16 protein-coding genes are annotated in these 26,769 nt (G+C 72.3%); 9 read left to right on the top strand and 7 right to left on the bottom strand.

All coding sequences use genetic code 11. The features are described from left to right. Positions 1 to 5: 5 nt before the first annotated feature. From Bra3105_RS09480 to Bra3105_RS09465, 4 genes are all read left to right on the top strand, one after another. The gene (locus Bra3105_RS09480; RefSeq protein ID WP_228356474.1) at positions 6 to 1,007 is read left to right on the top strand and encodes a methylenetetrahydrofolate reductase; all 1,002 of its coding nucleotides are present in this window, start codon (positions 6 to 8) and stop codon (positions 1,005 to 1,007) included. Next, positions 1,004 to 3,412, top strand: coding sequence for a 5-methyltetrahydropteroyltriglutamate--homocysteine S-methyltransferase (metE, locus tag Bra3105_RS09475; RefSeq protein WP_228356473.1), 2,409 nt, complete (start codon positions 1,004 to 1,006; stop codon positions 3,410 to 3,412). Before Bra3105_RS09480 ends, metE begins: the two co-directional genes overlap by 4 nt. Before the next feature lie 291 nt (positions 3,413 to 3,703). After that, the gene (locus tag Bra3105_RS09470) at positions 3,704 to 6,643 is read left to right on the top strand and encodes a YML083C domain-containing protein (RefSeq protein ID WP_228356472.1); all 2,940 of its coding nucleotides are present in this window, start codon (positions 3,704 to 3,706) and stop codon (positions 6,641 to 6,643) included. Between the two features lie 243 nt (positions 6,644 to 6,886). Then, a complete protein-coding gene (locus tag Bra3105_RS09465; protein WP_228356471.1) occupies positions 6,887 to 7,987 on the top strand; it encodes an IS30 family transposase in 1,101 nt (366 codons plus the stop codon). A gap of 133 nt (positions 7,988 to 8,120) precedes the next feature. Here Bra3105_RS09465 and Bra3105_RS09460 read toward each other — a convergent pair whose 3' ends face one another. After that, the gene (locus tag Bra3105_RS09460) at positions 8,121 to 9,533 is read right to left on the bottom strand and encodes an MATE family efflux transporter (protein ID WP_323188809.1); all 1,413 of its coding nucleotides are present in this window, start codon (positions 9,531 to 9,533) and stop codon (positions 8,121 to 8,123) included. A gap of 182 nt (positions 9,534 to 9,715) precedes the next feature. Here Bra3105_RS09460 and Bra3105_RS09455 point away from each other — a divergent pair, with 182 nt between their 5' ends. Then, positions 9,716 to 13,735, top strand: coding sequence for an efflux RND transporter permease subunit (locus Bra3105_RS09455; protein ID WP_228356470.1), 4,020 nt, complete (start codon positions 9,716 to 9,718; stop codon positions 13,733 to 13,735). 318 nt (positions 13,736 to 14,053) lie between these two features. Here the strand turns inward: Bra3105_RS09455 and Bra3105_RS09450 are convergent, their stop codons facing one another. The 3 genes from Bra3105_RS09450 to Bra3105_RS09440 all read right to left on the bottom strand — a co-directional run bounded on the left by Bra3105_RS09450 (position 14,054) and on the right by Bra3105_RS09440 (position 17,387). Further along, positions 14,054 to 14,974 (bottom strand): endonuclease domain-containing protein, encoded by a 921-nt coding sequence (locus tag Bra3105_RS09450; protein WP_228356469.1) that lies wholly within the window; start codon positions 14,972 to 14,974, stop codon positions 14,054 to 14,056. Positions 14,975 to 15,442: 468 nt separating this feature from the next. Then, positions 15,443 to 16,231, bottom strand: a complete 789-nt coding sequence (locus Bra3105_RS09445) for a ferritin-like domain-containing protein (RefSeq protein WP_152353709.1) — start codon at positions 16,229 to 16,231, stop codon at positions 15,443 to 15,445. Next, the gene (locus tag Bra3105_RS09440) at positions 16,215 to 17,387 is read right to left on the bottom strand and encodes a hypothetical protein (protein WP_228356468.1); all 1,173 of its coding nucleotides are present in this window, start codon (positions 17,385 to 17,387) and stop codon (positions 16,215 to 16,217) included. The genes Bra3105_RS09445 and Bra3105_RS09440 overlap by 17 nt, the downstream gene beginning before the upstream one ends. Before the next feature lie 430 nt (positions 17,388 to 17,817). On the opposite strand from Bra3105_RS09440, the gene Bra3105_RS09435 reads away from it, so the two are divergent. Both Bra3105_RS09435 and Bra3105_RS09430 read left to right on the top strand, forming a co-directional pair. Next, complete coding sequence (locus Bra3105_RS09435; protein WP_228356467.1) at positions 17,818 to 19,986, top strand: hypothetical protein; 2,169 nt, start codon at positions 17,818 to 17,820, stop codon at positions 19,984 to 19,986. A 135-nt stretch (positions 19,987 to 20,121) separates the two neighbouring features. Then, positions 20,122 to 20,628 (top strand): mycothiol transferase, encoded by a 507-nt coding sequence (locus tag Bra3105_RS09430; protein ID WP_228356466.1) that lies wholly within the window; start codon positions 20,122 to 20,124, stop codon positions 20,626 to 20,628. A gap of 78 nt (positions 20,629 to 20,706) precedes the next feature. On the opposite strand, the gene Bra3105_RS09425 is transcribed toward Bra3105_RS09430, so the two are convergent. The 3 genes from Bra3105_RS09425 to Bra3105_RS09415 all read right to left on the bottom strand — a co-directional run bounded on the left by Bra3105_RS09425 (position 20,707) and on the right by Bra3105_RS09415 (position 23,698). Then, positions 20,707 to 22,212 carry a peptide MFS transporter gene (locus Bra3105_RS09425; RefSeq protein WP_228356465.1) on the bottom strand — a complete coding sequence of 502 codons (1,506 nt, stop codon included), beginning with the start codon at positions 22,210 to 22,212 and terminating at the stop codon, positions 20,707 to 20,709. 59 nt (positions 22,213 to 22,271) lie between these two features. Then, entirely contained in the window at positions 22,272 to 23,096 is an 825-nt protein-coding gene (locus Bra3105_RS09420; protein WP_228356464.1) for an SDR family oxidoreductase, read from the bottom strand. A gap of 149 nt (positions 23,097 to 23,245) precedes the next feature. Beyond that, positions 23,246 to 23,698 carry a DoxX family protein gene (locus Bra3105_RS09415; RefSeq protein ID WP_228356463.1) on the bottom strand — a complete coding sequence of 151 codons (453 nt, stop codon included), beginning with the start codon at positions 23,696 to 23,698 and terminating at the stop codon, positions 23,246 to 23,248. A gap of 196 nt (positions 23,699 to 23,894) precedes the next feature. On the opposite strand from Bra3105_RS09415, the gene dnaB reads away from it, so the two are divergent. Continuing rightward, a complete protein-coding gene (dnaB, locus tag Bra3105_RS09410; protein WP_200503355.1) occupies positions 23,895 to 25,274 on the top strand; it encodes a replicative DNA helicase in 1,380 nt (459 codons plus the stop codon). 278 nt (positions 25,275 to 25,552) lie between these two features. Further along, positions 25,553 to 26,761: an ATP-binding protein gene (locus Bra3105_RS09405; RefSeq protein WP_323188808.1), complete on the top strand. Its 1,209-nt coding sequence runs from the start codon at positions 25,553 to 25,555 to the stop codon at positions 26,759 to 26,761. Positions 26,762 to 26,769 lie beyond the last annotated feature (8 nt).

Here is a 26,769-nt window from a genome sequence, read left to right as displayed (position 1 = left end):
CGGGCATGACAGCGCCCACGACCCTGCCCGAGCTCGAGCGCACGGTGGCATCCCGTCGAAGGCCCGCGCTCAGCTACGAGCTGTTCCCGGCGCGCACCGACACCACCTTCGAGCGACTGCGCGACACCATCGCCCAGCTCGAGACCACCGCGCCCGACTACGTCTCCGTCACCAGCCGCACCGGCCAGCGGAACCTCGCGCGCGTCCTCGAGCTCACCGACCACGTGCTGCGCGAGACCGATCTGCGGCCCCTCGTGCACGTGACCTCGATCGGCTCGAGCCGGGCCGAGCTGCGCACCGTCGTCGAGGCCCTCCTGGACCGCGGGGTGCGCGGCATCCTCGCCCTGCGCGGGGACCAGGAGGAGGGGCACGACCTCGAGGACGACGAGATCCCCTTCGCCCGTCCGCTCGTGGACCTCATCCGCGAGGTCGAGCGCGAGCGCACGGCGGCTCTGGCCGGCGGACGCGTGAGCGTGGGCGTGGCCGCCTACCCGCACCGCCACCCCGAGTCGCCCACCTCCCAGCACGATCTGGAGGTGCTGCTGTCCAAGGAGCGCGCGGGCGCGGACTTCGCGATCACGCAGGTCTTCTTCGACCCCGCCGAGTACTGCGCGCTGATCGCGAAGACCCGCGACGCCGGCCTGCGGATGCCCGTGATCCCCGGCTTCGTGCCCGCCACGAACCCGCGCCGGCTCGAGCGCCTCGGCGAGCTCTCCGGCGTGCCGCTCCCGCGCGACCTCATGCACTCCTTGGAGACCGCGCGCGACGAGTCCGAGCAGCGGCGCATCGGCGTGCGCTGGACGGTCGACCTCATCACCCGGGTCCTGGACGCCGGCGCCCCCGGACTGCACCTGTTCACCTTCAACCGCCACGCCGAGTCCCTCGACGTGCTCGAGTCCCTCGACCTGGACCGCTGGTCCGACCCGACCGCACCCTCCCCGACCACATCCGGCCCGAACGCACCCGGCCCGACCACAATCGACCCGACCACTGGAGATGCCCGATGACGAACGCTCCCCGCACCCCGAACGCTCCCCGCACCCCGGCGGCCGCCCGCGCCCCGCTGCCCGCCGCGACGCCCGTCGGCTACCCGCGCATCGGCCCCGACCGCGAGCTCAAGAAGGCCGAGGAGGCCTACTGGTCCGGTCGCATCGACCGCGCCGAGTTCGCACGGCGCACCCGCGCGCTGCGCGACGAGACCCGCGCCCGCCTCGCCGAGCTCGGCCTCACCGGCCCCGCCGCGATCCCCGAGACGTTCTCCCTCTACGACCAGGTGCTCGACGCCGCGCTCGCCGTCGGCATCGTCCCGGACCGCTTCGCCGACGTCCTCGGGGCCGACGGCGCGAGCTCGGCCGACGGGACGATCGACCTCGACGGGTACTTCGCCCTGGCCCGCGGCACGGCCGAGCAGCCGCCGCTCGAGATGACCAAGTGGTTCGACACGAACTACCACTACCTGGTCCCGGAGATCGGCCCCGACACCGACCTGCACATCGCATCGACCCAGGTCATCGACCTGTTCCGCGAGAGCCTCGAGGGCGGTGCCGACGCCGCCGCGCGACCGGTCCTCGTCGGCCCCCTGACCCTGCTCCTGCTCGCCAAGGCGCAGGACGGCGCACCGGCGGGCTTCGACCCGCTGGACCGCCTGGACGACGTCGTCGCCGTCTACGCCGAGCTGCTGGCCCGCCTCCACGAGGCAGGCGCGACCTGGGTGCAGCTCGACGAGCCCGCGCTCGCCGCCGACCAGCGCATCGACCCGCAGGGCCTCGCCGCGCTGCTCGAGCGCGCCGAGGGCCGCCTGGCGTCGGCCGAGGACCGTCCGCAGATCCTCGTCACCACCCCTTACGGCGGCATCGGCGACCTGCTGCCCGGCCTGATCGCCACGGGCGTCGAGGCCGTCCACCTCGACCTCACGCGCGGCGAGATCCCGAGCGCCACGCAGCTCGCGGGCGTCGGCCGCACCGTGATCGCCGCCGGCCTCGTCGAGGGCCGCTCCGTGTGGCGCACAGAGCTGCCCACGGCCGCTGCCCGTCTCGCCCTGCTGCGCGAGCGCGTGGCCGAGGCCGGCGGGGACCCCGGCGCCGTCGTCGTCTCGACCTCGGTGTCCCTCCAGCACGTCCCGCACACCCTCGAGCGCGAGACCGATCTGCCCGCCGACCTGCGGGCGACCCTCGCCTTCGCCGACGAGAAGATCGCCGAGATCGTGGCCCTCGCGGGCTCCACCGTCGTCCCCGGCTCCGTCGACGGGCCCCGCTCCGTGCCCCGCGATTTCGCGGGCGTGCGCCGCAACGATGTGCGCGAGCGCACCGCGGGCCTGACCGCGGCTGACCTCGAGCGCTCCGCCTTCGAGGTGCGCGGCGCCGCCCAGCAGTCGCGGCTCGGCCTGCCCGTGCTGCCGACCACCACCATCGGCTCCTTCCCGCAGGTCGCGGGCGTGCGCAGGGCACGCGCCGACCACCGTGCCGGGCGCATCGACGACGCCGCCTACGAGCAGGCGATGCGCGAGGAGATCCGCCGCGTCGTCGCGCTGCAGGAGGAGCTGGGCCTGGACGTCCTGGTGCACGGCGAGCCCGAGCGCAACGACATGGTCCAGTACTTCGCCGAGCACCTCGACGGCTTCGCGACCACCGCGCACGGCTGGGTGCAGTCCTACGGCTCGCGCTGCACGCGCCCGTCGATCCTCTTCGGCGACGTGTCGCGTCCCGCGCCGATCACCGTGGGCTGGTCGACCTTCGCCCAGTCGCTCACCGACAAGCCGGTCAAGGGCATGCTCACCGGTCCCGTGACGATCCTCGCCTGGTCGTTCGTGCGCGACGACCAGAGCCTCGGCGAGACCGCCGACCAGGTCGCCCTCGCGCTGCGCGACGAGATCACGGACCTCGAGGCGGCCGGCATCGGCATCGTCCAGGTCGACGAGCCCGCGCTGCGCGAGCTGCTGCCGCTGCGCGCCTCCGACCAGGACGACTACCTGCGCTGGTCCGTCGACTCCTTCCGCCTCGCCACCTCCGGCGCGGCCGACGCCACCCAGATCCACACCCACCTCTGCTACTCGGAGTTCAACGAGGTCGTCGACGCGATCGACGCCCTGGGGGCCGACGTCACCAGCATCGAGGCCGCCCGGTCGCGCGGCGAGATCCTCGAGGCCCTCGACCCCGAGCGCTTCTCCCGCGGCATCGGCCCGGGCGTCTGGGACATCCACTCCCCGCGCGTGCCCGCCACCGAGGAGATCCGCTCCCAGCTCTCGGCCGCGCTCGACCGCGTGGGGGAGGGGCGGCTGTGGGCGAACCCCGACTGCGGGCTCAAGACCCGCGGCTACGAGGAGACCACCGAGAGCCTCCGGCACCTCGTCGAGGCCGCGCGCACTGTCCGCGAGCGGGCGGCGCGGGAGGGAGCGGGTCTGCCGGTCGGCTGACGGGGCGGGCCGCGCGGTCGCCCGAAGATCGAGCGTCCGATATGCGGTCGCCCGAAGATCGAGCGCCGGGAGATCGGGTGCCCGGAATTCGTGCGCCCCGGGATTGGGCGCCCGGAAATCGGGCGTCCGCACGTCGGGATTTCCCTGGATCTGTGGGTGGGCGGGGCTAATCTGAGAACAGGGTGAAGATCTCCCGCACGGACCCTGATCATCGGCTCCTCATGGTGGGCGCGAGCGGTGCGGGCGGGATCCGATCCTGCACACCACGGATCAGCACGAGGGGACCTTCCGATGACGACGCCCGATGACGGCACGTCCGCGCCCGACGGCACGACGCCGTCCGCGCAGCCGCCTGAGCACACCGCCGCGAACCCGCCCGAGGGCGAGCAGCGCACCACCGACTATTCGTACGGCTCGTACGGCTCGTACGGGCAGGACCCGACCCGGTCCGCCGACGGCCCGGCGGGCACCGACCAGCAGCAGGCCTCGGCCTCCGCCGGATCGCCGGCACCCGCCTCACCCGTCGGAGCGGCGCCCGGGCAGGAGTCGCCCGCGGCCCCCGCCCAGGGGTCGCCGTCGGCCCCGGGCCAGGAATCGCCCGCGGCCGCCGGGCCGCAGGCGATGCCGACTGCCTCGCCGTCGATGAGCACGGAGCAGGTGGTCGCGACGCTGCGGGGAGCGGGGCTGGAGAGCCCCCTGCGGTCGCTCGCGGTGGGCGGCGTCGCCTATGTCGGCGCGCTCCTCACCTCGCTGGTCGCGGTGCTGCTCTCGGCGGCGGCGATGGCTGTGGGAGCCGCGGGCACCGGGGAGGTCGGCGACGAGCTGGACTCCGCGGGCATCGACCCCGAGGGCGCGCTGAGCGGGATCGCGATGATCGTGCGCATGCCGTTCCAGCTGGTCGCGATGGCATCCTTCGGCTCCTGGGGGACGCACGCGGAGTTCGAGGGGGTCGCCCTGCGGGCCTCCGTGCGGCTGCTCCCGTTCGTCGTCACGCTCGTGATGGTGCTGCTGGCCTTCTACGGAGGCCGCTTCGTCCAGCGCGGACGCAGCACGGGGCTCCTCGGCATCTGGGTCAGCGCGCTGATCACGGGCATCGCCACCGCACTGTTCACGGTGCTCGCGGCCCTCGTCCTCGCCCAGCCCGTCCCGCTCGACGAGGGCTTCTCCCTGCGTGTGCACGCCGCGGGCTTCGATGCGTTCTTCGGCTCGCTGCTGCTGATCACCCTCGCGATCGGGCTCGGCCGGATGAGCCGGCGCGCACGCTGGGCCTGGTGGCCGCTGGTCGCGGACCTGCCGGCCGCTGCGAAGCTCGCCGTCGTCCACGCGCTCGTCATCGGCATCGCACTCGGGGTCCTCGGCGCCATCGGCACCACGATCCAGGCGCTCGCGGACGGGGAGCAGCCGCCGGTCTTCGTGCTCGTGCTCCTGCTGCCGCTGCTCGGCGGCCAGATGATCGCGGCGCTCACCGGGCTGCCGCTGCTGTCCTCGCTCACGGCGAAGGCGAACGCTCCCGACCTCCTCGGCGAGTTCCTGCCGTCCTCGAGCTTCACAGGCCGCGCTACGGTCTTCGACCTGCCCTGGTACGCGTGGCTGATCACGATCCTGGTGGGGATCGGCGTGCTGCTGGTGGTCTCGCTGCCGTGGAACCACGGCCGGCGCATCGTGCCCGGGAACATCATCGCCCTCGTCGTCTCCTGGGCCGCGCTCCCTGTGGTCTACTTCGCCGGCGGGATCGTGCTGCTCGTGCTGGCACGGGTCTCCGTGTCCGTCGGTGTGGAGGGCGGATTCTTCGGCGGCGGCGAGCAGATGTCCGGCTCCGTCGGCCTCGCCTGGTGGACGCCGTTCCTCGCGCTGCTGGCCGGGGTGATCGTCGAGGTTTTCTCGCGGTTCTTCGCCCCGCTGCTGGTCCCCGTTCTGCCGCGCCGCGCGCTCTCCTGGTTCCGCCGGCCCCTGGCGCCTGCCGACGCGTCTGCCGGCGCCAACGGCCCCGGCAGCCCGGCGACGGGAGTCGCCGAGGGAACCGCGACCGGTGCCCCGACCGGTGTTCCGGCCGGCGCCCCGTTCGGGAGTGCCGCGCTCGGCGGTGGTGCAGCGACCAAGCTCGCCGCTGGTGCAGCGACCGGCCTCGCCGGCGGTGCCGCCGCCGGCGGCGCGACGACCGTGGACATGTCGGGATCGGCGCCCGGGACCCAGGAACGACGCCCGCTCTCGAAGAAGGCGCGGCGCCGCCTCATCGCCGGGTTCGCCGGAGCCGGCGCGATCTGCGTCCTGGTCGTCGGCCTCGTCATCGCGTACAACGTGATCGCCCGGACCGTCTACGCACCGGAGAAGAGCGTGGACGCCTACCTCTCCGCCCTCGAGGACGGCTCGGCCTCGCAGGCGTCCGAGCTGGCGCCCGCGAACGTGCCCACCGCTCAGCAGGTGCTGCTGACCGATGAGATCGCAGGCGCGGCGGCGCAGCGTCCGGACTCCCACGAGATCACGGCCACCGACCGGCAGGACGACGGATCCGCGCAGGTCACCGCACGCATCACGCAGGACGGCGTCACCAGCGAGCGGACCTTCACGGTCGAGCGCGCGGGCCGCTCCGCCGTCGTCTTCCCGTCGTGGCGGCTGGGCGCCGTCGAGTACTCGACGCTCCGGCTCGTGGTCGACCAGGGCACGTCCACGATCCTCGTGAACGATCAGGAGGTCGACGTCTCCGACCTGGACCTGTCGCCGGGCTACGTGGACCTGCCGGCGCTGCCCGGCACGTACACCGTGTCGCTGCCCGCCGCCTCCGATCTCGTCACCGTGACGGACAGCGAGGTGCCGGTGCTCGTCGAGCCGAGCGGCGACGAGGACACCTACGCGAGCCCCTTCTACCAGCTCTCCGAGGAAGGTCAGAAGGAGGTCCAGAAGCAGGTGAACGCCAGGATCGACGAGTGCGCCACGAGCAAGGACGCCGCTCCCGAGGACTGCCCCTTCGAGGCGTACGTGTACGACCAGGTGGACGACTCCGGCTCGTGGAAGATCGAGGACTACCCGACGGTCACCGTCGAGAAGGAGGACGGCTGGTACTTCTCGACCGGGTACGAGGACTCCGGCTCCGCCGTCTACTCATACAAGCAGGAGCCGTTCCTGGACGACGAGAAGCCGACCGACGAGACGAGCGACAGCTCGATCACGGTCTCGGGCGCGGTCACCGTGGACGACGACGGGAAGCTCTCCGTCCAGTACAGCGAGTACTGAGCCCCCGCGGTCCGTCGGCCCGCAGGCCGCCGGCCCGTCGGCTCGTCTGTCCGTCGGCCCGTCGGTCCGTCGACCCCGGCCCCTGCGCCTGACGATGACCAGGATCTATGACAGGAACGGCCCGCGGGTTCTAGGGGTGGTCGCAACACTCGACGTGAGGAGGGTGTTGTGGTTGGTCGTGGGAGGCCTGGGTTCGAGATGGGGCCTCGTTGGAAGATCGAGCGGTTCTGGCATGCTCGTTCTATGGGGCTAGCACTGCGGGATATCGCCGACGAGATCGATACGAGCCATGCCACGTTGGCTCTGTATGTCCGGGCCACGGCCGGTATTGCTCCGGCTCGGTGGAAGGATCCTGATCGCTATATCACCGATGGAGAGCGGTTCAGGATCAAGGAACTCCTCATCGAGGGACGCTCGATCCGATATATCGCGAAGGTCCTGGACCGGGCCCCGTCCACGATTTCGCGTGAAGTGCGGCGGGGCTCGGCAAAAGGAACTCGGGGCGAGTACGCACCCTCACGCGCTCGACGTGACGCCTTTGAGAAGCGCCGCCGTGCGAAGGAACTGAAGATCCCTTCCGACCCGGTCCTCCACGCTGCGGTCCAACACGGCCTCGACGAGGGCCACTCGCCCGAGCAGGTCGTGGGACGCTTGCGCCGTGAGCATCCCGACGACCCGAGGTTCCACGTGAGCCACGAGACGGTCTACCGGACCATCTACCTGCAGGCCAGAGGTGGTCTCAAGCGCGAGCTGAAGGCGCTGACCCGCACCGGACGCACAGTCAGACATCCCCGCCGCAGCGCGCAGAGGCGCCGGGGGCGGATCAAGGACATGGTCTCGATCTGGGAGCGGCCGGCCGAGGCGCTGGACCGCAGTGTTCCCGGGCATTGGGAAGGCGATCTGATCGTGGGCAAGAACGGGGCCTCGGCGATCGGGACCGTGGTCGAGAGACGTTCGAACTACGTGATCCTGGTGCATCTGGACCCCACCAAGTCACGAGTCGAAGCGACCCGCGATGGATTGATCGAAAAACTCGCCGCTCTCCCGGACACGCTGAGAGCAACATTGACGTGGGACCAAGGCAAGGAGATGCACCAGCATCGTCAAGTCACGAATATGACGGGCATCGACGTGTATTTCGCAGACCCTCACTCACCGTGGCAGCGCGCGACGAACGAGAACACCAACGGGCTTCTCCGCCAGTACTTCCCCAAGGGCACCGATCTCTCGATCCACAGTCAAGAAGATCTGGACTACATCGCCGACCTCCTGAACCGACGCCCCCGCAAACGGTTGGCCTTCGCCACGCCATACGAGATGATCCAGGAGTACCTGTTGCGATGACCCCTTGAATCCGCCGCCCGTTCCTGTCATAGATCCTGGTCATCGTCGCGTGATCCCGCAGGGCACGTGGGGCACGGCGGGGTCCTCGGTGCGCGCCGCGCACCGTGCGCGTCCGCGCCGGATCCGTGCCGCCCTACGCTCCCGCGCGCATCCAGGCGTCCCCGCGCACGCGGACCCCGAGGGCGACGGCGCGGGCGACCATGAACAGCAGGTTCGTGGCGACCCAGAGGGCGGCCAGGCCCAGCGGGCCCGCCGGCGCCCAGAACCAGACGACGATCGCGCCGGGCATCACGGCGAGCATCGTGAGCATCCCCGCGCGGGCCAGGTAAGGGGCGTCGCCCGCGCCCATGAGGACGCCGTCGAGCACGAACACGTAGCCGGCGACGGGCTGGGCGACGACCAGCACCCACAGCGCCGCGCGCAGGCTCTCCTGCACGGCCGGGTCGGGGCTGAACCAGGAGGGCACCACGTAGCTCGCCGCGAGCAGCACCACGCCCACCACGGCCCCGCCGCCCACACCCCACCGGGTGAGGCGGCTGGTCACGGCGTGGACCGTCGTGGTGTCGGCCGCGCCCAGGTGCCTGCCGGTGAGGGCCTGGCCCGCGATCGCCAGGGCGTCGAGCGCGAGGGACAGCAGCATGAAGACGGTGCTCGCGAGCTGGTGCGCGGCCAGTTGGACAGCGCCGAGCCGCGCCGCGACGAGCACGGTGACGAGCGTGACGATGCGCAGGCTCAGGGTGCGCACGAGCATCGGGAAGGACTCGCGGCCGGTCGCGGCGACCGAGCCCAGGTGCGGCCGCAGCGCCACGCCCTCGCGCCGCGCATGGCGCACCACCACGCCCAGCAGCACGCCGGCCATCAGCCACTGGCTGATCACCGTGCCCGTCGCGCTGCCGGCGATCCCCATGCCCAGGCCGAAGATCAGCGCGGCGTTCAGGGGGATGTTCAGCAGCGCTCCGCCCACGGCCACGACGAGCGGGAGACGCGCGTCCTGGAGTCCTCGGATCAGGCCCGTGGTCGCCTGCACCGAGAGCATCGCAGGCAGGCCGAGCGCGGAGATCCGCAGGTAGACGGCGGCCTCGGCGGTGACGTCGGCCCCCGCCCCGAACAGCGGGAGCAGCACCGGGCCGCCGACCATCAGCAGGAGCAGGCAGCCCGCGCCGATCATCAGGGCGAGCCACGCGGCGTCGACCCCGCGGGCGATGGCCTCGCGCATGCGCCCGGCGCCGACGGCCCGCGCGACCGCCGCGGTCGTCGAGTAGGCGAGGAACACGGAGAGTCCGACGACCGTCGTCAGCACGGTCGAGGCGAGCCCGAGCCCGGCCAGCGACGTCGTCGAGACCCGCGCGATGAACGCGGAGTCGGTGATGACGAACAGCGGCTCGGCGATGAGCGCGCCCAGCGAGGGCAGTGCGAGGCGCAGGATCTCGCGGTCGACGGAGCGCCGCGCCGCCGCGGGGGAGGGCTCGGGCGGCCGCGCGGGGGAGGAGTTGCGCGAGGAGGCGGAGGAGGAGTCGGGCGGAAGATCTGGTGAGGGGTCGGGCACGGATCCATCGTGCCAGGGGCCGGGCGGCCGACGGGCGGGGCGCGGATCACACCCGATGCTCCGACCTTCGGCTGATGCTCGTGATGTCCGACCTGTGGTCGAATGCCCGAGGATGGCCGCCCCGCGTCGGCCGTGTCCGCACGCCCCGCTCGACCGTCCCGGCCCATCGGCCCAGGAGACTCATGAACCGTCTGGCCAAGCTCAGCCTGAACAATCGTCCGTTCATCGCGCTGGTCTGCATCGCCGTCTCGATCATCGGGATCTTCGCGATGACGACCATGCGCCAGGAGCTGATCCCCTCCGTCTCGCTCCCGCAGATCCAGGTGATGACCACCTCGCCGGGGGCCTCCTCGGAGCAGGTGCAGAAGCAGATCAGCAAGCCCGTCGAACAGGCGGTCACCGGCATCGAGGACGTCGAGAAGACCTCCTCGTCCTCCCAGGCGGGCGTCTCGGTGGTGACCGTCGAGCTCACCTACGGCACCGACACCGCACGCGCGACCAACCAGGTCGACGCCGCGATCGGACGCATCGACGACCAGCTGCCCGAGGGCGCGGACCCGCAGGTCATCTCCGGCGGCACGAGCGACCTGCCGGCCGTGGTGCTGTCGGTCTCCTCCGATCTGAACCCGTCCGAGCTCGCCGATCGCCTCGACACGAGCGTCACCCCGGAGCTCGAGCGCGTGGACGGCGTCTCCTCCGTCGCCGTGATCGGCGCGCCCGAGAAGATCGTGCGCATCACGCCCGACGAGGACGAGATGAAGAAGCGCGGCCTCACCGACGACGACATCTCCACGGTGCTCGACGCGAACGGCCTCTCCCTGCCCGGCGGCAGCGTGACCGACAAGAAGCAGAGCATCGACGTGGTCATCGGCCAGGAGATGACCAGCATCGACGACCTCAAGGGCATGGTCGTCATGCCCGCTTCGCAGGGCGGGTCCTCCGGCTCGTCGGACTCCTCCGGTGCCTCCGGCGGATCGGCCGACGGGTCGAGCGGCGGCGCGTCCGGCGGCGACGCCGCAGGCCAGGCGGGCCAGCAGGGTCAGGCGGGCCAGCAGGGCCAGGCGGGCGCCGACCAGGGCGCCGCGACCGACCAGGGCCAGTCGGGCCAGGACCAGACAGGCCAGCAGGGCCAGTGGGGTCAGCAGGGCCAGTCGGGCCAGGCCGGCCAGCAGGGTCAGCAGGAGGTCAGCACCCTGGGCGACGTCGCGAAGGTCGAGGAGACCACCGAGGATCCCACCTCGATCTCCCGCACCAACGGCCGCGAGTCGCTCGTGATGATGGTGACCGCGACCTCGGACGGCAACGTCGTGGACATCTCCAAGGACGTCTCCTCCAAGCTCGACAGCACTCTGGCCGAGGTCGGCGGCGACGCGAAGAGCGACGTGGTCTTCGACCAGGCGCCGTTCATCCGCGAGTCGATCGTGTCCCTCGCCGAGGAGGGTCTGCTGGGTCTGGTCATGGCCGTCGGCGTGATCCTGCTGTTCCTGCGGCGCCTGCGTCCGACGCTCGTCACCGCGATCTCGATCCCGACCTCGCTTCTCATCGCGTTCATCGGCATGCTCGTCACGGGCTACACGCTGAACATGCTGACCCTGGCGGCGCTCACGATCTCCATCGGCCGCGTGGTCGACGACTCGATCGTGGTCATCGAGAACATCACCAGACATCTGGCCTACGGCAAGACCCGCAGACGGGCCATCCTGGACGCCGTCAAGGAGGTCGCGGGCGCGATCACCGCCTCGACGCTCGCGACCGTGGTGGTGTTTCTGCCGATCGCGATCGTCGCCGGCATGGCCGGGGAGCTGTTCCGGCCCTTCGCACTCACCGTCGCGATCGCGATGCTCAGCTCGCTGCTGGTCGCGCTCACGATCGTGCCGGTGCTCGCGTACTGGTTCCTGCGCCCGCCCAAGAAGCAGCCGGTGCCGGATGATCCGGACGACGAGGCGCAGGTCGCGAAGGTACGCGAGGCCGCCGAGGCGCGCGAGGAGCGCACCTGGCTCCACCGCCTCTACGCGCCCGTGCTGCGTCTGACCCTGGACTCGCTGCCGCGGCGCCTGATCACGGTCGCCGTCGCGATCCTCGTGCTCGTGGGCACCGTGTTCCTCACGCCGCTGCTGAAGATCAACTTCCTCGGCGACACGGGGCAGAACATCGCCTCGATCACTCAGACCCTGCCGGCCGGGACGAGCCTGGCGGACTCCTCGAAGAAGGCGAAGGACTCCGAGAAGGCCCTCATGGACCTCGACGGCGTCGAGACCGTGCAGACCACGATCGGCTCCGGCGGCGACGGCGGCGGCTTCAGCGCCGGAGGCGGCGGGGAGAACGAGATCAGCTTCTCGATCACCACCGACGCCGACTCCGACCAGCAGGCGCTGCAGACGAAGATGGTCCGCACCCTGCAGGACCTCCCCGATCCCGGGGACGTCGAGGCGGCCGACATGACCTCGGCGACGGGCTCCAGCACCGTGGACATCCAGATCACGGGGCCGACGGCCGAGGACCGCAAGAAGGCGAACGACGCCATCCTCGACCAGCTCGACCCGGCCCCGAGCGGCGTCAAGGAGGTCACGAGCGACCTCGAGGGCGACCAGCCCACCGCCGTGGTGACCGTCGACCGCAAGAAGGCCGCCGAGAAGGGCCTCACCGAGCAGGCCGTCGTCGGCCTGGTCGCCCAGAAGATGAACCCCGGCTCCGTCGGCACCATCACCCTGGACGACGAGGACCTCGACATCTACGTCGAGCAGAAGGACGACGTCACCACGCTCACGAAGCTCAAGGACCTCGACCTCGCCGAGGGTCTGCCGCTCACCGACGTCGCGAAGGTCAGCGAGGAGGAGTCCCGGCCGTCGATCGCGACGCAGGACAACGTCGAGACGGTCACCGTCTCCCTCGCCCCGACCTCGAGCGACAACGTCGGCGCGGTCTCCCAGGCGGCGCAGAAGGCGATCGACGACGCGGACCTGCCCAGCGGCGTGAAGGCATCGCTCGGCGGCTCGGCCTCGGACATCGACGAGACGTTCGGCCAGCTGGGCATCGCGATGCTCGCGGCGATCCTGCTGGTGTACGTGCTGCTCGTGTGGATCTTCAAGTCCCTCGTGCAGCCGCTCGTGCTGCTGGTGTCGATCCCGTTCGCGGCGACCGGCGCGCTGGGTCTGCTGGTCCTCACCGGCGTCCCGCTGGGGCTGCCCTCGATGATCGGCCTGCTGATGCTGGTCGGCATCGTGGTCACCAACGCGATCGTGCTCATCGACCTGGTCAACCAGTACCGGCGCGGGGGCATGGCCCTGGACGAGGCGATCCATGTGGGCGCCGCCAAGCGTCTGCGGCCGATCCTCATGACCGCGGCGGCGACGATCTTCGCGCTGCTGCCGATGGCCTTCGGCATCACCGGCAAGGGCGGCTTCATCTCCCAGCCGCTGGCCGTGGTCGTCATCGGCGGCCTGGTCACCTCGACCCTGCTCACCCTGGTGATCGTGCCGGTGCTCTACCGGCTCACCGAGGGCCCGGGCGAGCGCCGCCGCCTGCGTCGCGAGGCCGCCGAGCGCGATCGTCGCGAGACGGCGGAGCGCGAGGCCCAGGCCAAGCGCGAGGCGCAGTCCAAGGAGCTCGGCGAGCGGGCGGCGGCCGCGGCGGCTGCACCCGCGGCGTCGGGCGCGGCGTCGGGCTCGTCGGGTCCTGAGTCCCCGTCGTCCGGTTCGGGCACCGCGACGGATGATCCTGCGGCGGCGGCCGATACTGCGGCCTCGGCTCGGGCGACGTCCACCCGGTCGGCCGGCGTCCCTGCGGCAGGGGACTCGGCATCTGTGCCGGTCTCCCCGGCCTCGCCGGCCGAGGCGCCCGCCGGCACCGCGCCGGACGGGGCGGCCAACGGCACCTCGCCGGAGAAGGCGGCCGACGGCACGTCGCCGGACGGGGCGGCCAACGGCACCTCGCCGGAGAAGGCGGCCGACGGCACGTCGCCGGAGGGGGCGACCGACGGCGCCTCGCCGAGCGCCGACGCGTCGTCCGGTTCCGACACCTCGGCCAACTCGCACCGGGCTCCCGGCCCCGCGCACACGGCTCCCTCAGGGGAGAGCGGTGCGCACGCCGCCGGCCGTGGCGGCGCAGATGAGAGTCGCGCGGAGTCCGGGTCGGCCGGAGCCCGACGCTCGTCGGGACGCGGCGGTCCGCTGCGCAGGATCCGGAACCGCTTCCGTCGCTGAGCGGGAGAGGTCCCGCCGTGGGGCGGCCGTTCCTGACGTGGGGCGGCCGGCCCCGTCGTGGGGCGTGTGCGGGTCGACTGCTGTGGATTCGTCGATGTCGGCGAACGGCGTATGCGGGCTCTCTCTGCCAAATATGGCAGAGAGAGCCCGCATACGCCGTTCCACGACACCCGCCCCGCCGCGCTGTCGCAGCCCGCGCCGCGCTGTCGCAGCCGGGGCCGTGACGCAGCCGTGCGCTGTCTTCGCCGGGCCCTGACGGGGACGCGGCCTTGCCGAGGTGCGGGCCCCGCACAGCTCGATCGAGCGCGAACCTGTCCGTCACACCGGCAGGGCCCTGCGATGCAGACGGCGCTGGAGAAGCGTCATGAGCACGGCAGAGGTCCTGTCCCAGGTGAGGAACACCTGCTCCCAGGTCAGCCGTGTGACCTTGTAGCCGAGAGCGGCGAGGGCCAGGTCGCGCCGACGATCCTCACGGTACTGCTCGGGGTCGTCGTGGAAACGCTTGCTGTCGCACTCGATCACCCAATTCGTGCCGATGAGGATGTCGACGCGTATCCCGGGCAGCACGCGCACCTGCGTGCGGACGGGCACGTGGCGCTGCTCGAGCCACCAGCGCACAGCCGTCTCGGTGCCGGACTGGGCGTCCGATCGGACCCGGCCGAGCGACGTGCTCTTCTTGCGGGGGAGTCCGGCCAGTAGGTCGTCGAGCTGTCGCCGGCTGAGCACGTCCTTGTTGAGCGCGGACTCGATGAGGATGGCGACATCGAGGGTCGTCAGGCATCGGGCCGCGTGCTCGAGCGTGAGGGTGATGTCAGGGACCGGGTCGTCGTCCGGCCAGGTGCGCAGGCTGGGCCGGTGCAGGATCAGCGGCTCCAGCGGGCGCCGGGGTTCGCCGGGTCCGGGCTGCGCAGGTGGGGTGAGTCGCCCGGTCCTCGGATCGATCCTGCGGCGGATCTGCGTCAACATCGGCGGGGATGCGGGAGCCGACGTGACCCGCGGACAGAACGCATGGACGCCGTGCCCGACGGGGACCCAGAGGCCATGCAGCGCCGCCGCGTCCAGACAGGTGGGACGCATGTCCATCTCGAGCAGCGCGACGAGGTCGTCCGGTGCCTCGGGCGTCACGTACCACTGGCCCGCGGAGCGCATGGCGCCGTCGCGCAGCAGTCGGCGCCGAACGTTCGGGTCCGGCTCGATGCCCGGGAGCCGGGACTTGCGGATGACTCCGGGGATCTTCATGGGGCGATGCCACCAGCAGCGTCCCGGGTGCGGGGGCGGGACAGCCCTGATGTGGACGAAGCGGGTATGGGGAGGACCGACGGCCAGCGGCGAGCGGCCAGCGGCTAGCGGCGCGAGCAGCGCACAGCCGCACAGCCGCGCACCGGGTTCATCCGGGGCGCGCCCCATCGCATTGCTGTCGCCGAGCGGCGTATGCGGGACATCTCTGCCATATACGGCAGAGATGTCCCGCATACGCCGCTCCATGCCGGCCGCCGACCATGCCGGCCGCCGACCATGCCGGCCGCCGACCATGCCGGCCGCCGACCATGCCGGCCGCCGACCATGCCGGGTGCCGACCATGCTGGCCGCCGACCATGCTGCGCACCGACCGCGCTCGGCGCCGGCAATGACGACTCCCCAGGCAGCAGCGGCGGACCCCCGCGGCGATCCTGCGGCGACCGGGCCCTCCCGCGGGCCCACCACCGGTCAGATCGCGATGCCCATCCGTCCGAAGGCGTTGCGGAAGATGGTGAGGTCGTCCAGGCCGGGGAGCTTCTGGATCTTCTTGTCGAGGGCGTCGAGCTCCTCGCCGCGGCCGCCGAAGAGGTGGCCCATGACGTGCACGACCTCGTCGTCGCTCATGACGCCGGAGCCGACCGGCCGCCACGCCTTCGAGAGCGCCAGGCGGGTGGCCAGGCGCGCCTTCTTGGAGGCCTCGAGGCGCTCGCGGCCTTGCGTGGTGTAGAAGGCGACGTGCCGGGTCTCCTGCTGGGCGATGCGCTTGAGCAGGGGACTGAGGGCGGGGTGGTCGGTCATCGCGGAGAGCCGACGGTAGGCGGCGACGGCCGAGAGCTCGTTCGCGGCGCCCCAGGTCATGTGGACGGCCACGAAGTCGGTGCCCGCGAGGTTGGAGAGCGCGGACTGCTTGAGGGGGCTGAGCGCCTGGGTCCAGCCTAGCTTGACGCGCTTGGACTTCAGTTCGTCGTAGTCGACGACGATCCCGTGGCGCTGGAGGACGGCGGCGAGGGCCTCGCCGTGCCAGAACTCCTCGCGGTTCCACACGGTCATGAAGCCGCCGGTGGCGTGCTCGCGCCGCGAGGGCGTGACCAGCATGTCCCGCAGGTAGCAGGAGGTGTGGTACTCGACGTCGCACATGTAGCGCAGGGAGCGCAGGGTGGGCTCGTCCAGCGGCTGGGTCTCGAAGGTGTCGAAGTCGAGGTCGTCCCAGCCCACGGGCTCGGAGGTCTCCGCGAACTTCTCAAGGTCGAATGCCATCGGCTCCTCCGTCCGCTCGTCCGACGCCCTGCTGCACGATCCCGGCGCCCTTCTGCGCCGCGGCACCGCCCGCGTGGGCGACGGCGCCGCCCGCCTGCGCCACGACGCCGCCCGCGTGGGCGACGACGCCGCCGGCACGTCCGACCCCGCGACGGATCGCGCGGGCCGGGCCGAGCAGACCGTGCAGGTCGGGCCCGGGGAGCAGGCGCGTGATCTCGAAGCGGGCCGAGCGCAGGGCGGCGCGGTCGGAGGCGCGCCGGAAGATGCTGGGAAGCACCGTCTCCTCGCCCGGCAGGTGCTGTCCGGCCGGCCGCATCGGGTCGCCGCCGACGGCGAGGACCGCGCGGGCGGCGATCGCCTCGCCGCGCGAGCGCGTGATCCGGGCGATCGCCTCGAGGCGGAAGAACTCCATGGTGCGGGTGCGGCGCGCGAGCAGCTCGCCGAGCACGCGACCCGCCTCGGGCACCTGCGCGGCGCGGGGGAGGAGGGCGTCGACGGCCGCCCGCAGCCCGCCCTCCTGGATCGCCATGCGCGCCATGTGGCCGGCGGTGACCTTCTCGCCGGCCAGCCAGGTCCATCCCGGGCCGACGATCGGCAGCGCGCGCTCGACGTACGCGTGGCGCAGCGCGGCGGCGGCGTGGGGGAGATGAGGGTGCGGAAGGCGCGGATGCGGGAGGTGGAGCCGGTCGGCGTCGTGCCCGCCGCCGGGCAGGGCCTCGAGGATCTCCTGGAGGGCGTGCGCCCACCAGTGGCGCTCCCACAGCCAACTGGCCAGGAACGCGGTGATGCGGGCCTCGTTCGCCGTCCACGAGCTGTACATCGTGCGGGTCTCGGTGAGCGCTGTCGACTCCAGGGAGTGGAGGAACGCCAGGTCGCGCCGGAGGTCCTCGAGGTCGCGGGCCTCGATGCCGTGCGGATCCGCGGTGAGTTCCCGGGCGGTGCGCGCGATCTCCTCGGCGTCGACGTCGATCTTCCCGGGCACCTCGATGGTGTAGGCGCTGACGTCGAAGGACGTGCGCAGCACGGGAGCGACGGAGCCGTCGGAGAAGACGCGCGTGCCCTCGCGCGGCGCGTCGTCGTGATAGGCGACGGGGCGCGGCGTCGGGCGTGGGGTGCGGCTCCGGGTTCTGGAGCCGCGCCGTGCGGGAGCGCTCACGGGTGCTGGAACCTCCTGGCGCGCGAGGGGATGGGCCGCGGAAGCATCGGTTGTCGCCGGAATGTCCGGGACGCCGTCGCGGCGGGCTGCGGCGGTCGGACCCGGGCTCCACGGGGGAGCGGATGCCCGTCCATCCTAGTGACGCCCGGGTGCTCGTGGGAATCCAGGGCGGCGCTGTGAGCGGGTCCACGTCGGGGCGGGCAGGGCCACAGGAGGCCCGTCGGCCCCGTGAGCGGCCGACGCGGCGCGCGGGGGCGCCCCGACCCCGCGTGATCCGCCCTTGACGAGGGCCGACGCGCGGCGGCGTGGCGCACCGACGGAACCGGACGAAGCGGACACGGGGTGGGAGGTGGCGTGCGCCCTGTCCGCGAGTCCCGTCGACGCATTTGCCGACAAGACCCTGGGCGGCGCTCCTTGGTAAGTTGCCCCCATGACAGCTCCCCGCTCCGCGTCCTCCGGGACCGGAGCGGCGCACCCTGGTGACGGCGCGCGACCCGGTGATGCCGCGCGACCCGGCGGTGCGGGCGAGAGCGTCCCCGATCTCTCGGCGGTCCCGGTGCAGGTGCCCTCGCTGGCCCGGCTGCGAGAGGCCCTGCGGGGCCCCGAGACGCCGCTGCCGCCGCCCCGTGGGATCCGCGAGGCCGCCGTCCGCGTGCGCGACCTGGTCCACGCCGAGCGCTTCGCCGAGGCCCTGTACGTCGCCGAGCGATTCCGCGACGCCCCTGGGCCGCCGTCGGAGCGGCTGGAGCTCCTCCGTGCCCAGCTCATGGCGGCCCTCGCCGCCATCGAGGAGCAGGGCCCGCACGAGGGCCTCGCGGCGCAGGGAGTGTTCACGGCGCACGACGGACGCGCCGGGCAGGGCGCGACGACGAGCCCCCAGGACCTGATCGCTGTGCAGGAGCTCGTGCGCGACATGGTCCGGACGATCGAGGAGGCCGGCGCCCCCGAGCAGGCAGGCGCGACCCTCGAGGTGCTCGGCGCCCACCTGCGTCGCCTGGCCGCCGCGCCGCCGGACACGTCCGCGGCTGCCGCCCCGGCCCGCGTCGTCGGCCCCGTCTCGAGCCGCCCTGGTCCGGCTGCATCGTCCTCCGCCGCCCCTGCCGCGTCCCGCGCCTCTGCGGCCTCGCCGTCGGGCTCGGGATCGGGCGCTCACGGCCGCCGCCGCCGTCGGCGCGATGGCGGCGAGATCCCGTCCGGTCTGCTCGCCGTCGTCGGCTGCCTCGAGCTGCCCAGGCCGAGCGCCGTCGACGTCGAGCAGCGCGCCCTGCGCGAGGCTCTCGTCGCCCTGCCGGAGCTGCAGGTGCCGCTCGTGGACGATCCCGGGCCGCTGCTCGCCGTGCGCTACGCGCAGGACCTCGAGGCGATCGGCTGGCTGCCGGAGGCGACGCGCCTCGCCCTCGACGTCCTCGACGAGGCCTCCCGGCTCGAGGCCCGCGAGGGCGGCTTCGCCGATGCCACGCGCGTGGCGGTCTCCGCGCACGCCGTGCTCGCCCGGACGCTGCTCGAGGAGAACCCGCTCGCGGCCGTCGGCCATGCGCTCGCGGCCCTCGAGGGTCTGCGCGAGGTCGAGGACTCGCCGCTGCGCGTCGGACTCATCACCGAGCTGCTGCGCGCACTCGTGCGCTGCGACCTGCAGGATCAGGCGACCTTCACCGCCGGTCGCCTGGCCTCCCTCACGCGCACGCTCCCGCACGACGAGCAGAGGATCGAGCCGCTGCTCGCGGTCGGTGCGCAGCGCGTCGCCGCGCGCCGCTATGACGGGGCCATGGTCGCCCTCAGCGAGGTGCAGTCCCTGAGCGCGCAGCTGCGCGATCGCCGCTCGCGCCTCGAGGCGACGCGCCTGCTCGCTCGGCTGCACCACGAGCAGGGGCAGGGTCTCGAAGCGCTCGATCAGCTCCGCCTCGCCGCCGCGGATGCCCGTTGGGTCGCCGACGACCTCTTCACCCCGCTCGCCGAGCGGCCGCGCTTCATCCGCGCCGAGCTCGACGCGGAGGCCCTCGTGCTGCGCCACGCCCTGGACCTGGGACGGCCGACGGAGGCCGCCGCCGCGTCCCGCGAGGTCGTCCGCCGCGTCCGCTCCGAGCGCGGTACGGGCAGCCTGCCCGATGCGCTGCTCTGGGACCACGAGGCCGACGCCCGCATCGGCGCGATGATCGCCGAGGGCCTGCGCGCGGCCGCCGAGCTCAGGGCAGTAGCCGACGCCGGCGACAGGCACGCCGGTGCTCCCGGCGGGACCGGCGGGACCGGTGGGGCCGACGGGACCCGCAGGACCGGCGGCGCCGGCGAGGCGGCCGCGAAGACCCGGACCCCGTACGAGAAGGCCCGACGCGAGGCCATGGCGACCCTGGAGCGCGTGCCGGAGGGGCACGAGGCGCGCGCCTCCTACTGGGGCGCCTACCTCGAGGACCGCCACGCCGCGATGCTCGCCGCCCGCGGCGACCGCTCACGGGCGCTCAAGGCCGCGCGCCGCGCCGAGCGCGCCTGGCGCCAGCTGGGCCGCGAGGACGAGGCGGTGCGGATCGCCGAGGAGATCGCCCACTGGTCATCGGGCGGAGCACCCCGCCACGCGGGCCCCTCGCTCCCGTCCGACCCCCACTGATCGACCGACGGACCGCCCGTCGTCCCCGTCCCGCACCGCGCGGAACCGGGCCCGCCGGGCCGTCGGAACCGCGCTCTCCGGACCGTCGGAACTGCGCTCACCGGTCCGTCGGACCCGGGGCGTAGCGTGAGGGACATGAATGCCATCGACATCCTCATCGACGCCGCGTCGCGCCCGGCGGACGCCGTCGACGCCCTGCGTCCCACCCTCACCCCCGAGCTGCTCGTCCAGCATCCCGGCGGCCACCCGAACTCCATCGCCTGGCTGCTGTGGCACACGGGACGCGAGATCGACGTGCAGCTCGCTGACCTGTCCGGCGAGCAGGAGGTCTGGCGCAGCGGAGGCTTCCGCGAGCGCTTCGACCTCGGTGAGCTGGGCGACGCCGTCGGCTACGGCCAGAGCTCCGACCAGGCCCACTCCGTCGTCGTCACCGACGGCGCCCTGCTCGCCGAGTACGTGCGCGCCGCGACCGACGCGCTCATCGCCTACCTGCGCACCCTCTCCGAGGACGAGCTCGGCGTCGTCATCGACGACGCCTGGGATCCGCCGGTCACGCGCGGCGCGCGGCTGGTGAGCGTCATCGACGACGCCGCCCAGCACGTGGGCCAGGCCGCCTACGCGGCCGGCATCCCCCGCGCCTGACCCGCGCGGCTCAGTCGACCCGCGGCGAGGCCCGGACGACCCGCGGGCGCCCGGGGCGCCCGCGGGTCGGTGGCCTGCTCAGTGCACCCCGGCCATGCCGCGGGTGACGGGCTTGGCGATCGCGAGCATGATGAGGCCGACCGCGATGGTCACCAGGCCCGTGATGCCGAAGTAGGCGACCTCGTGGTCCACCGAGTAGAGCGTGGACAGCGAGCCTGACAGGGCGGTGCCGAGCGCGACGGCCAGGTTGTACAGCGCCATCATCATCACCGGGAACGCGGCGGGCGCGAGCCGGGTCGCGAGCGAGAGGCCGACGGGCGAGATCGAGAGCTCGCCGAACGTCGCGACCAGCAGGATCAGCGCGACCCACAGCACCGGGACGCCGGCGACCGGAGCCATCGGCACGAACAGCAGGAAGGCGACGCCCACCAGCAGGATGCCGATCGCGAACTTCACCGGCGTGCCGGGCTGTCGGCGGCCGAGCTTCGTCCACAGCGCGGCGAACACGGGCGCGAGCAGCAGGATGAACAGCGGGTTGAAGGACTGCGGCCAGGAGATCGGCATCTCCCAGCCGAAGATGCTGCGGTTCAGCCGCTCGTCGGCGTAGACGACGAGCACCGTGAACTGCTGCTGGAAGAGCGCGAAGAACGCGGCGGTGCCGATGAACATCGGGATGAAGGCGAGGACGCGCGAGCGCTCGGTCGCGGTGATCTTGGAGCTGGTCAGCATGATCGCGAAGATGATGATCGCGGCGACCACGGAGATCCCCACCACGATGTTCGCGAGGTTGCCGGGGTTGATCACGCCGGCGAGCACCAGGATCACGACGAGCAGCACGGCGACCACGGCGATGACGCCCCACAGGACGAACCGGGAGCGGGGAAGCGGGTCGGGCACGCGGTTCGCGTTCGCGGGCAGGGAGTCGCGGGTGAGGACGTACCAGACCAGGCCGACGGCCATGCCCACCGCGGCGGCGCCGAAGCCCAGGTGGAAGCCCCAGTTCTGCTGGAGGAAGCCGGTGACGAGCGGTCCGAGCAGGCCGCCGATGTTCACACCCATGTAGTAGAGCGAGAAGCCGGCGTCGCGCTTGGGGTCGTCGACCGCGTAGAGCGAGCCGACGAGGGTCGCGGCGGTGGCCTTCAGCCCGCCGGAGCCGATCGCGACGCACAGGAGGCCCGTGACCAGGCCCGGGACTCCCGGCAGCAGCGCCAGGGAGATGTGGCCGAGCATGATCAGGACGGCGCTCGCGAACAGGGTGCGCTGCGGGCCGATGAGCCGGTCGGAGACCAGGGCACCGACGATGCAGAACACGTACACGGCGCCGCCGTAGGCCCCGACGATCGAGGTCGCGACGCCCTGGTCGATCCCGAGACCGCCCTGGGTCATCGCGAAGTACATGTAGATCGCGAGGATCCCCTGCATGCCGTAGAAGCTGAACCGCTCCCACATCTCGAGGCTGAACAGGTTCATCAGCGGCCAGGGCTGTCCGAAGAACGTGCGGCCGCCGTGGTGCGCGGCCGCGGGATCGCCGGATGCTGCGGAGGGGACCGCCTCGGTGCGGTCCGGGTGCTGGGTGGCATTCACGGGCCGCCATCGTGCCGCCGCTGCGCGCTGGGCACAAACCCGTGCGTGCTCGTCGTGACCTAGCAGACGCCGCGCTCCCTGCCCGTCCACTCGCTCAGCGCGGGGCCGATCAGGCGGGCCGACGGGCCCGGAAGAAGGGTGTCCTCGCTGATCAGGCCGCCGAAGTAGGGGGCGCGGGATGACTCGAGGATCGGTGGCGCGTCGTCCCCGAGGGCGGTGCGCACGAACGCGGCGAGGGACATCCGGTGGAGACCGGCGATATCTAGGTCGCCGCCGTTCTTCCCGTCGGCCCCGAGGATCCGGGCGACGAGCCGGGCGAGATGCGCGGCGACCGCGTCGCCGGCGATCGGCTGCACCTGGATCGGCGGGAGCAGGGTCGTGGAGCCGGGCCCGCCCGGGCCGTCCGCGCGCTCCGCGGCCTCGGCGATGCCGCGTGCGAACTCGAAGAACTGGGTGGCGTGCAGGATCGTCCAGGGGATCCCGCCGTCGCGGACCTCCTGCTCCATGCCTGCCTTGGCCCGGTAGAAGGGCACGTCGGGCGCGCGGTCGGCGCCGACGATGGACAGCGAGAGGTGGTGGCGCACGCCCGCGGCGCGCTCGGCGCCCAGCAGCCGGTGGATCCCGGTCGTGAAGAAGGCCTCGAGGGCCTCGGGTGCGAAGGAGCGGGGCTTCGAGGTGTCGACCACCAGGTCCGCGCCGCGCAGGGCCCCCTGGAGGCCTGCACCGGTCACGGTGTCCACGCCCGTCGAGGGCGAGGCGACGACCACCTCATGGCCGTCGGCCTCGAGCAGGCGCACGAGCTTCGCGCCGATCGTGCCCGTCCCGCCCACGACGACCACGCGGGCGGGCCCGCCTTGCTGCTCGGATCGTGCGGAACCTGCCATGGGACGGGACCTCCTGCAACGCGACGGGGCACGAGGAGCGCGGATCGCTCCGCACCCATCGTGCCCCGTGGACGTCGCCGATGGGCCGTCGGCCCATCGGCCGTCGTCCTATCGGTCGCGTGCTGGTCGCGTGGTCGCGCGAGCGCGGCTCAGGCGCGCGCCGAGCGGCGGCCCGAGCGCCGGCCCACGAAGAGGTGGTCCAGCGAGAGGCGGCCGGAGCCGGTCGCGGCCAGCGCCAGCGCACCGGCGCCGAGGCCGCCCACGAGCTCCCAGCCGCCGCCGTCGACGAAGACGCCCGAGCCCACGTGGACGAGCAGAGCCGCGACGAGCATGTCGATCGCGAGCAGGCTCCCGACCCACGGCGTGAGCACGCCGAGGATGAGGGCGATGCCGCCGGCGAGCTCGAGGATCGCCACGACCGGGGCGGCGAGCTCGGGCATCGGCACGCCCATGCCAGCGAAGTTCTGCGCGGTCGCGTCCAGTCCCCACTCGGAGATCTTCTGGATGCCGTGGGCCGTGAAGACGACGCCCAGGACGATGCGGGCGACGAGCAGGCCGAGGTCGCGTGCGGTCGAGTGGCGCTGTGCGGTGGAGGTGGCCATGAGGGGTCCTTCCGTCGGATGCGGGGGTCGACCCGGGCCCGCGCCCGCCGCGGCGAGCGTCCGGCGTCGGGCGGTGGCCGCCCACGGTAGTGGAAAGATCAAAGACTTGGGAAGGGCGGCGTGCGACTCCACATGCGAGCCGCGTGGATCCACAGTCCCGTCGGGCGGCGTCGGCCCTCTTCCCTAGACTGTCCCGGTGACCCAGAACGACGCCTTCGAACCCGGCCCCGATCGCGGACTCGAGCGCACCCCGCCCCAGGACCTCGCCGCCGAGCGCGGCGTGCTGGGCGGGATGATGCTGTCCAAGGACGCGATCGCCGACGTTGTCGAGAAGGCCCGCGGCTCGGACTTCTACCGCCCCGCGCACGAGGTCATCTTCGACGCCATCACCGACCTCTACTCGCGCGGTGAGCCCGCTGACCTGGTCACCGTCTCCGACGAGCTCACCAAGCGCGGCGAGCTGCAGCGCGTGGGCGGCGGCGCCTACCTCGCCGACCTCATCGACATGGTCCCCACCGCCGCGAACGCCGGCTTCTACGCGGACATCGTCGTGGAGCGCGCGACCCTGCGCCGCCTCGTCGAGGCCGGCACCCGCATCGTCCAGCTCGGCTACGCGGCCGACGGCGGCGAGGTCGAGGAGGTCATCAACGAGGCGCAGGCGCAGGTCTACGCGGTCACCGAGCGCGGCCAGAGCGAGGACTTCCTGCCGCTGTCCGAGGTCATCGGCGGCACCATCGACGTCATCGAGGCCACGCAGAACCGCGGCGGCCAGGTCACCGGCATCCCCACGGGCTTCTCCGAGTTCGACGAGATCACGCAGGGCCTGCACCCCGGCCAGATGATCATCTTCGCCGGCCGCCCCGCGATGGGCAAGACGACGCTGGGCATGGACGTGCTGCGCTCGGCGTCGATCCACAACGGCCAGACCAGCGTCATCTTCTCCCTGGAGATGGACAAGACCGAGATCACGATGCGTCTGCTCTCGGCCGAGGCGCAGGTGCCGATGGGCAAGATGCGCGACGGCTCGATGGACGACCGCGACTGGCAGGCGATGGCGCGCGCCATGAGTCGCATCGGCAACGCGCCGCTGTTCATGGACGACTCCGCGAACATGTCGCTCATGGAGATCCGCGCGAAGTGCCGCCGGCTCAAGCAGAAGCACGACCTCAAGCTCGTGGTCATCGACTACCTGCAGCTCATGAGCTCCGGCAAGCGCGTGGAGTCGAGGCAGCAGGAGGTCAGCGAGTTCTCCCGTGCGCTCAAGCTGCTGGCCAAGGAGCTCGAGGTCCCGGTGATCGCGATCTCCCAGCTGAACCGCGGCAGCGAGCAGCGCCAGGACAAGAAGCCGATGATGAGCGACCTGCGCGAGTCCGGCTCGATCGAGCAGGACGCCGACCTCATCGTGCTCATCCACCGCGAGGACTACTACGAGAAGGAGTCCCAGCGCGCCGGCGAGGCCGACCTCATCCTCGCCAAGCACCGCAACGGCGCCGTGGGCACCATCGCCGTGGCCTTCGAGGGCCACTACTCGCGTTTCAAGGACATGCCCGGAGGCGGCGGCTTCACCGGCGGGTGAGCGGTGGCGCGGCGGCACTGAGCGCCGCCGAAGAAATGAGGACGGCGGGTCGGGATGCACGCGTGCGTGCCCGGAATCTTCGTGGAGCGGGGCTCGCTCCTGTCCGGGTGTCCTGCAGATCCTTCTCGTGCTGATGGTAGCGTCGAGTCCGTGCTGAAGGTAGCGTAAAGGTCCTGCTGAAGGTAGCGTACGCGCGGCCTTGTGGCGTCAGATGTGCACGTCAGGGGGAAATCGTGGGTTACAGACGACGAAGTCTCGACAGCTCGCTCGACGCGCTGATGCCTTCGTTGCCCGCGATCGCGATCGACGGGGCCAAAGGCGTCGGGAAGTCGGCCACGGCCCTGCGGAGGGCATCCCGCGCCTACTTGCTGGATGATCCCGCGCAGCGCGAGCTCCTGGCATCCGATCCGTCGCTGCTGAACGGTGACCAGGGCACGGTCCTTCTCGACGAGTGGCAATGGCTGCCGGAGGTGTGGGATGTCGTGCGGCGCCGAGTGGATTCCGGGGCACGCCCGGGCCGGTTCCTCCTCACCGGCAGTGCCTCGGAGTCCGCTGCGCAGGGGACGCACAGTGGTGCGGGCCGGATCGTCTCGCTCCGGATGCGGCCCATGGCAGTGCACGAGAGAGGTGTCGTCGAGCCGACCGTCAGCCTTGCAGCGATGATGGACGGCGAGGGGGACGCCAAGGTCACCGGGATGACGGACTGGACGACGTCCGACTACGCGGAGGCCCTCTCGCGCAGCGGCTTCCCGGGAGTCATGGGGGCCGAGGCGAGGGCCGGACGCGTCCTGCTGGACAGCTACCTCCTGAGGATCATCGATCGAGACCTTCCCGAGGTCGGACTGAAGGTGCGACGCCCGGAAGTGCTTCGCCGATGGATCGCCGCCTATGCGGCGGCGTCGTCGTCGACCACCGCGTACGCCAAGATCATGGATGCCACGACGGGCGGTGATGGGACGCAGCCGGCGAAGACGACGACGATCTCGTACCGAGAGCATCTGACGCAGCTGTGGGTGCTCGACCCCGTACCCGCGTGGGAGCCCGTACGGATCTCGCTGGGACGACTGCAGCAGGCCCCCAAACACCAGCTCGTGGATCCCGCCCTCGCTCTGAGGGCATTGGGGATGAGCGCGAAGACGCTGATGGGCCCGCGGGGCGCGCACATGGCGGGACCGCTGTTCGAATCGCTCGCCACGCTGTCCGTCCGCGCGTCGGCCACTGCGGCCGATGCGCACGTGGGCCATCTGCGCACCCGGAACGGAGATCGCGAGGTCGACCTCATCGTCGAAGGGCCCGACGGACGCATCGTGGGCATTGAGGTGAAGCTCGCGAGGTCGGTCGACGACCACGACGTGCGCCACCTGCTGTGGCTGCGGGAGAAGCTCGGGGACGACTTCGCCGACCTCGTCGTCCTCACCACGGGACCTGAGGCCTACCGGCGCGCGGACGGGGTCGCCGTCGTCCCTCTCGCGCTGCTCGGCGACTGAAAGTCGAC

It is taken from the genome of Brachybacterium halotolerans subsp. kimchii, assembly GCF_020792675.1.
Lineage (GTDB): Bacteria > Actinomycetota > Actinomycetes > Actinomycetales > Dermabacteraceae > Brachybacterium > Brachybacterium halotolerans.
This window is presented reverse-complemented; position numbering and strand designations above follow the sequence as displayed.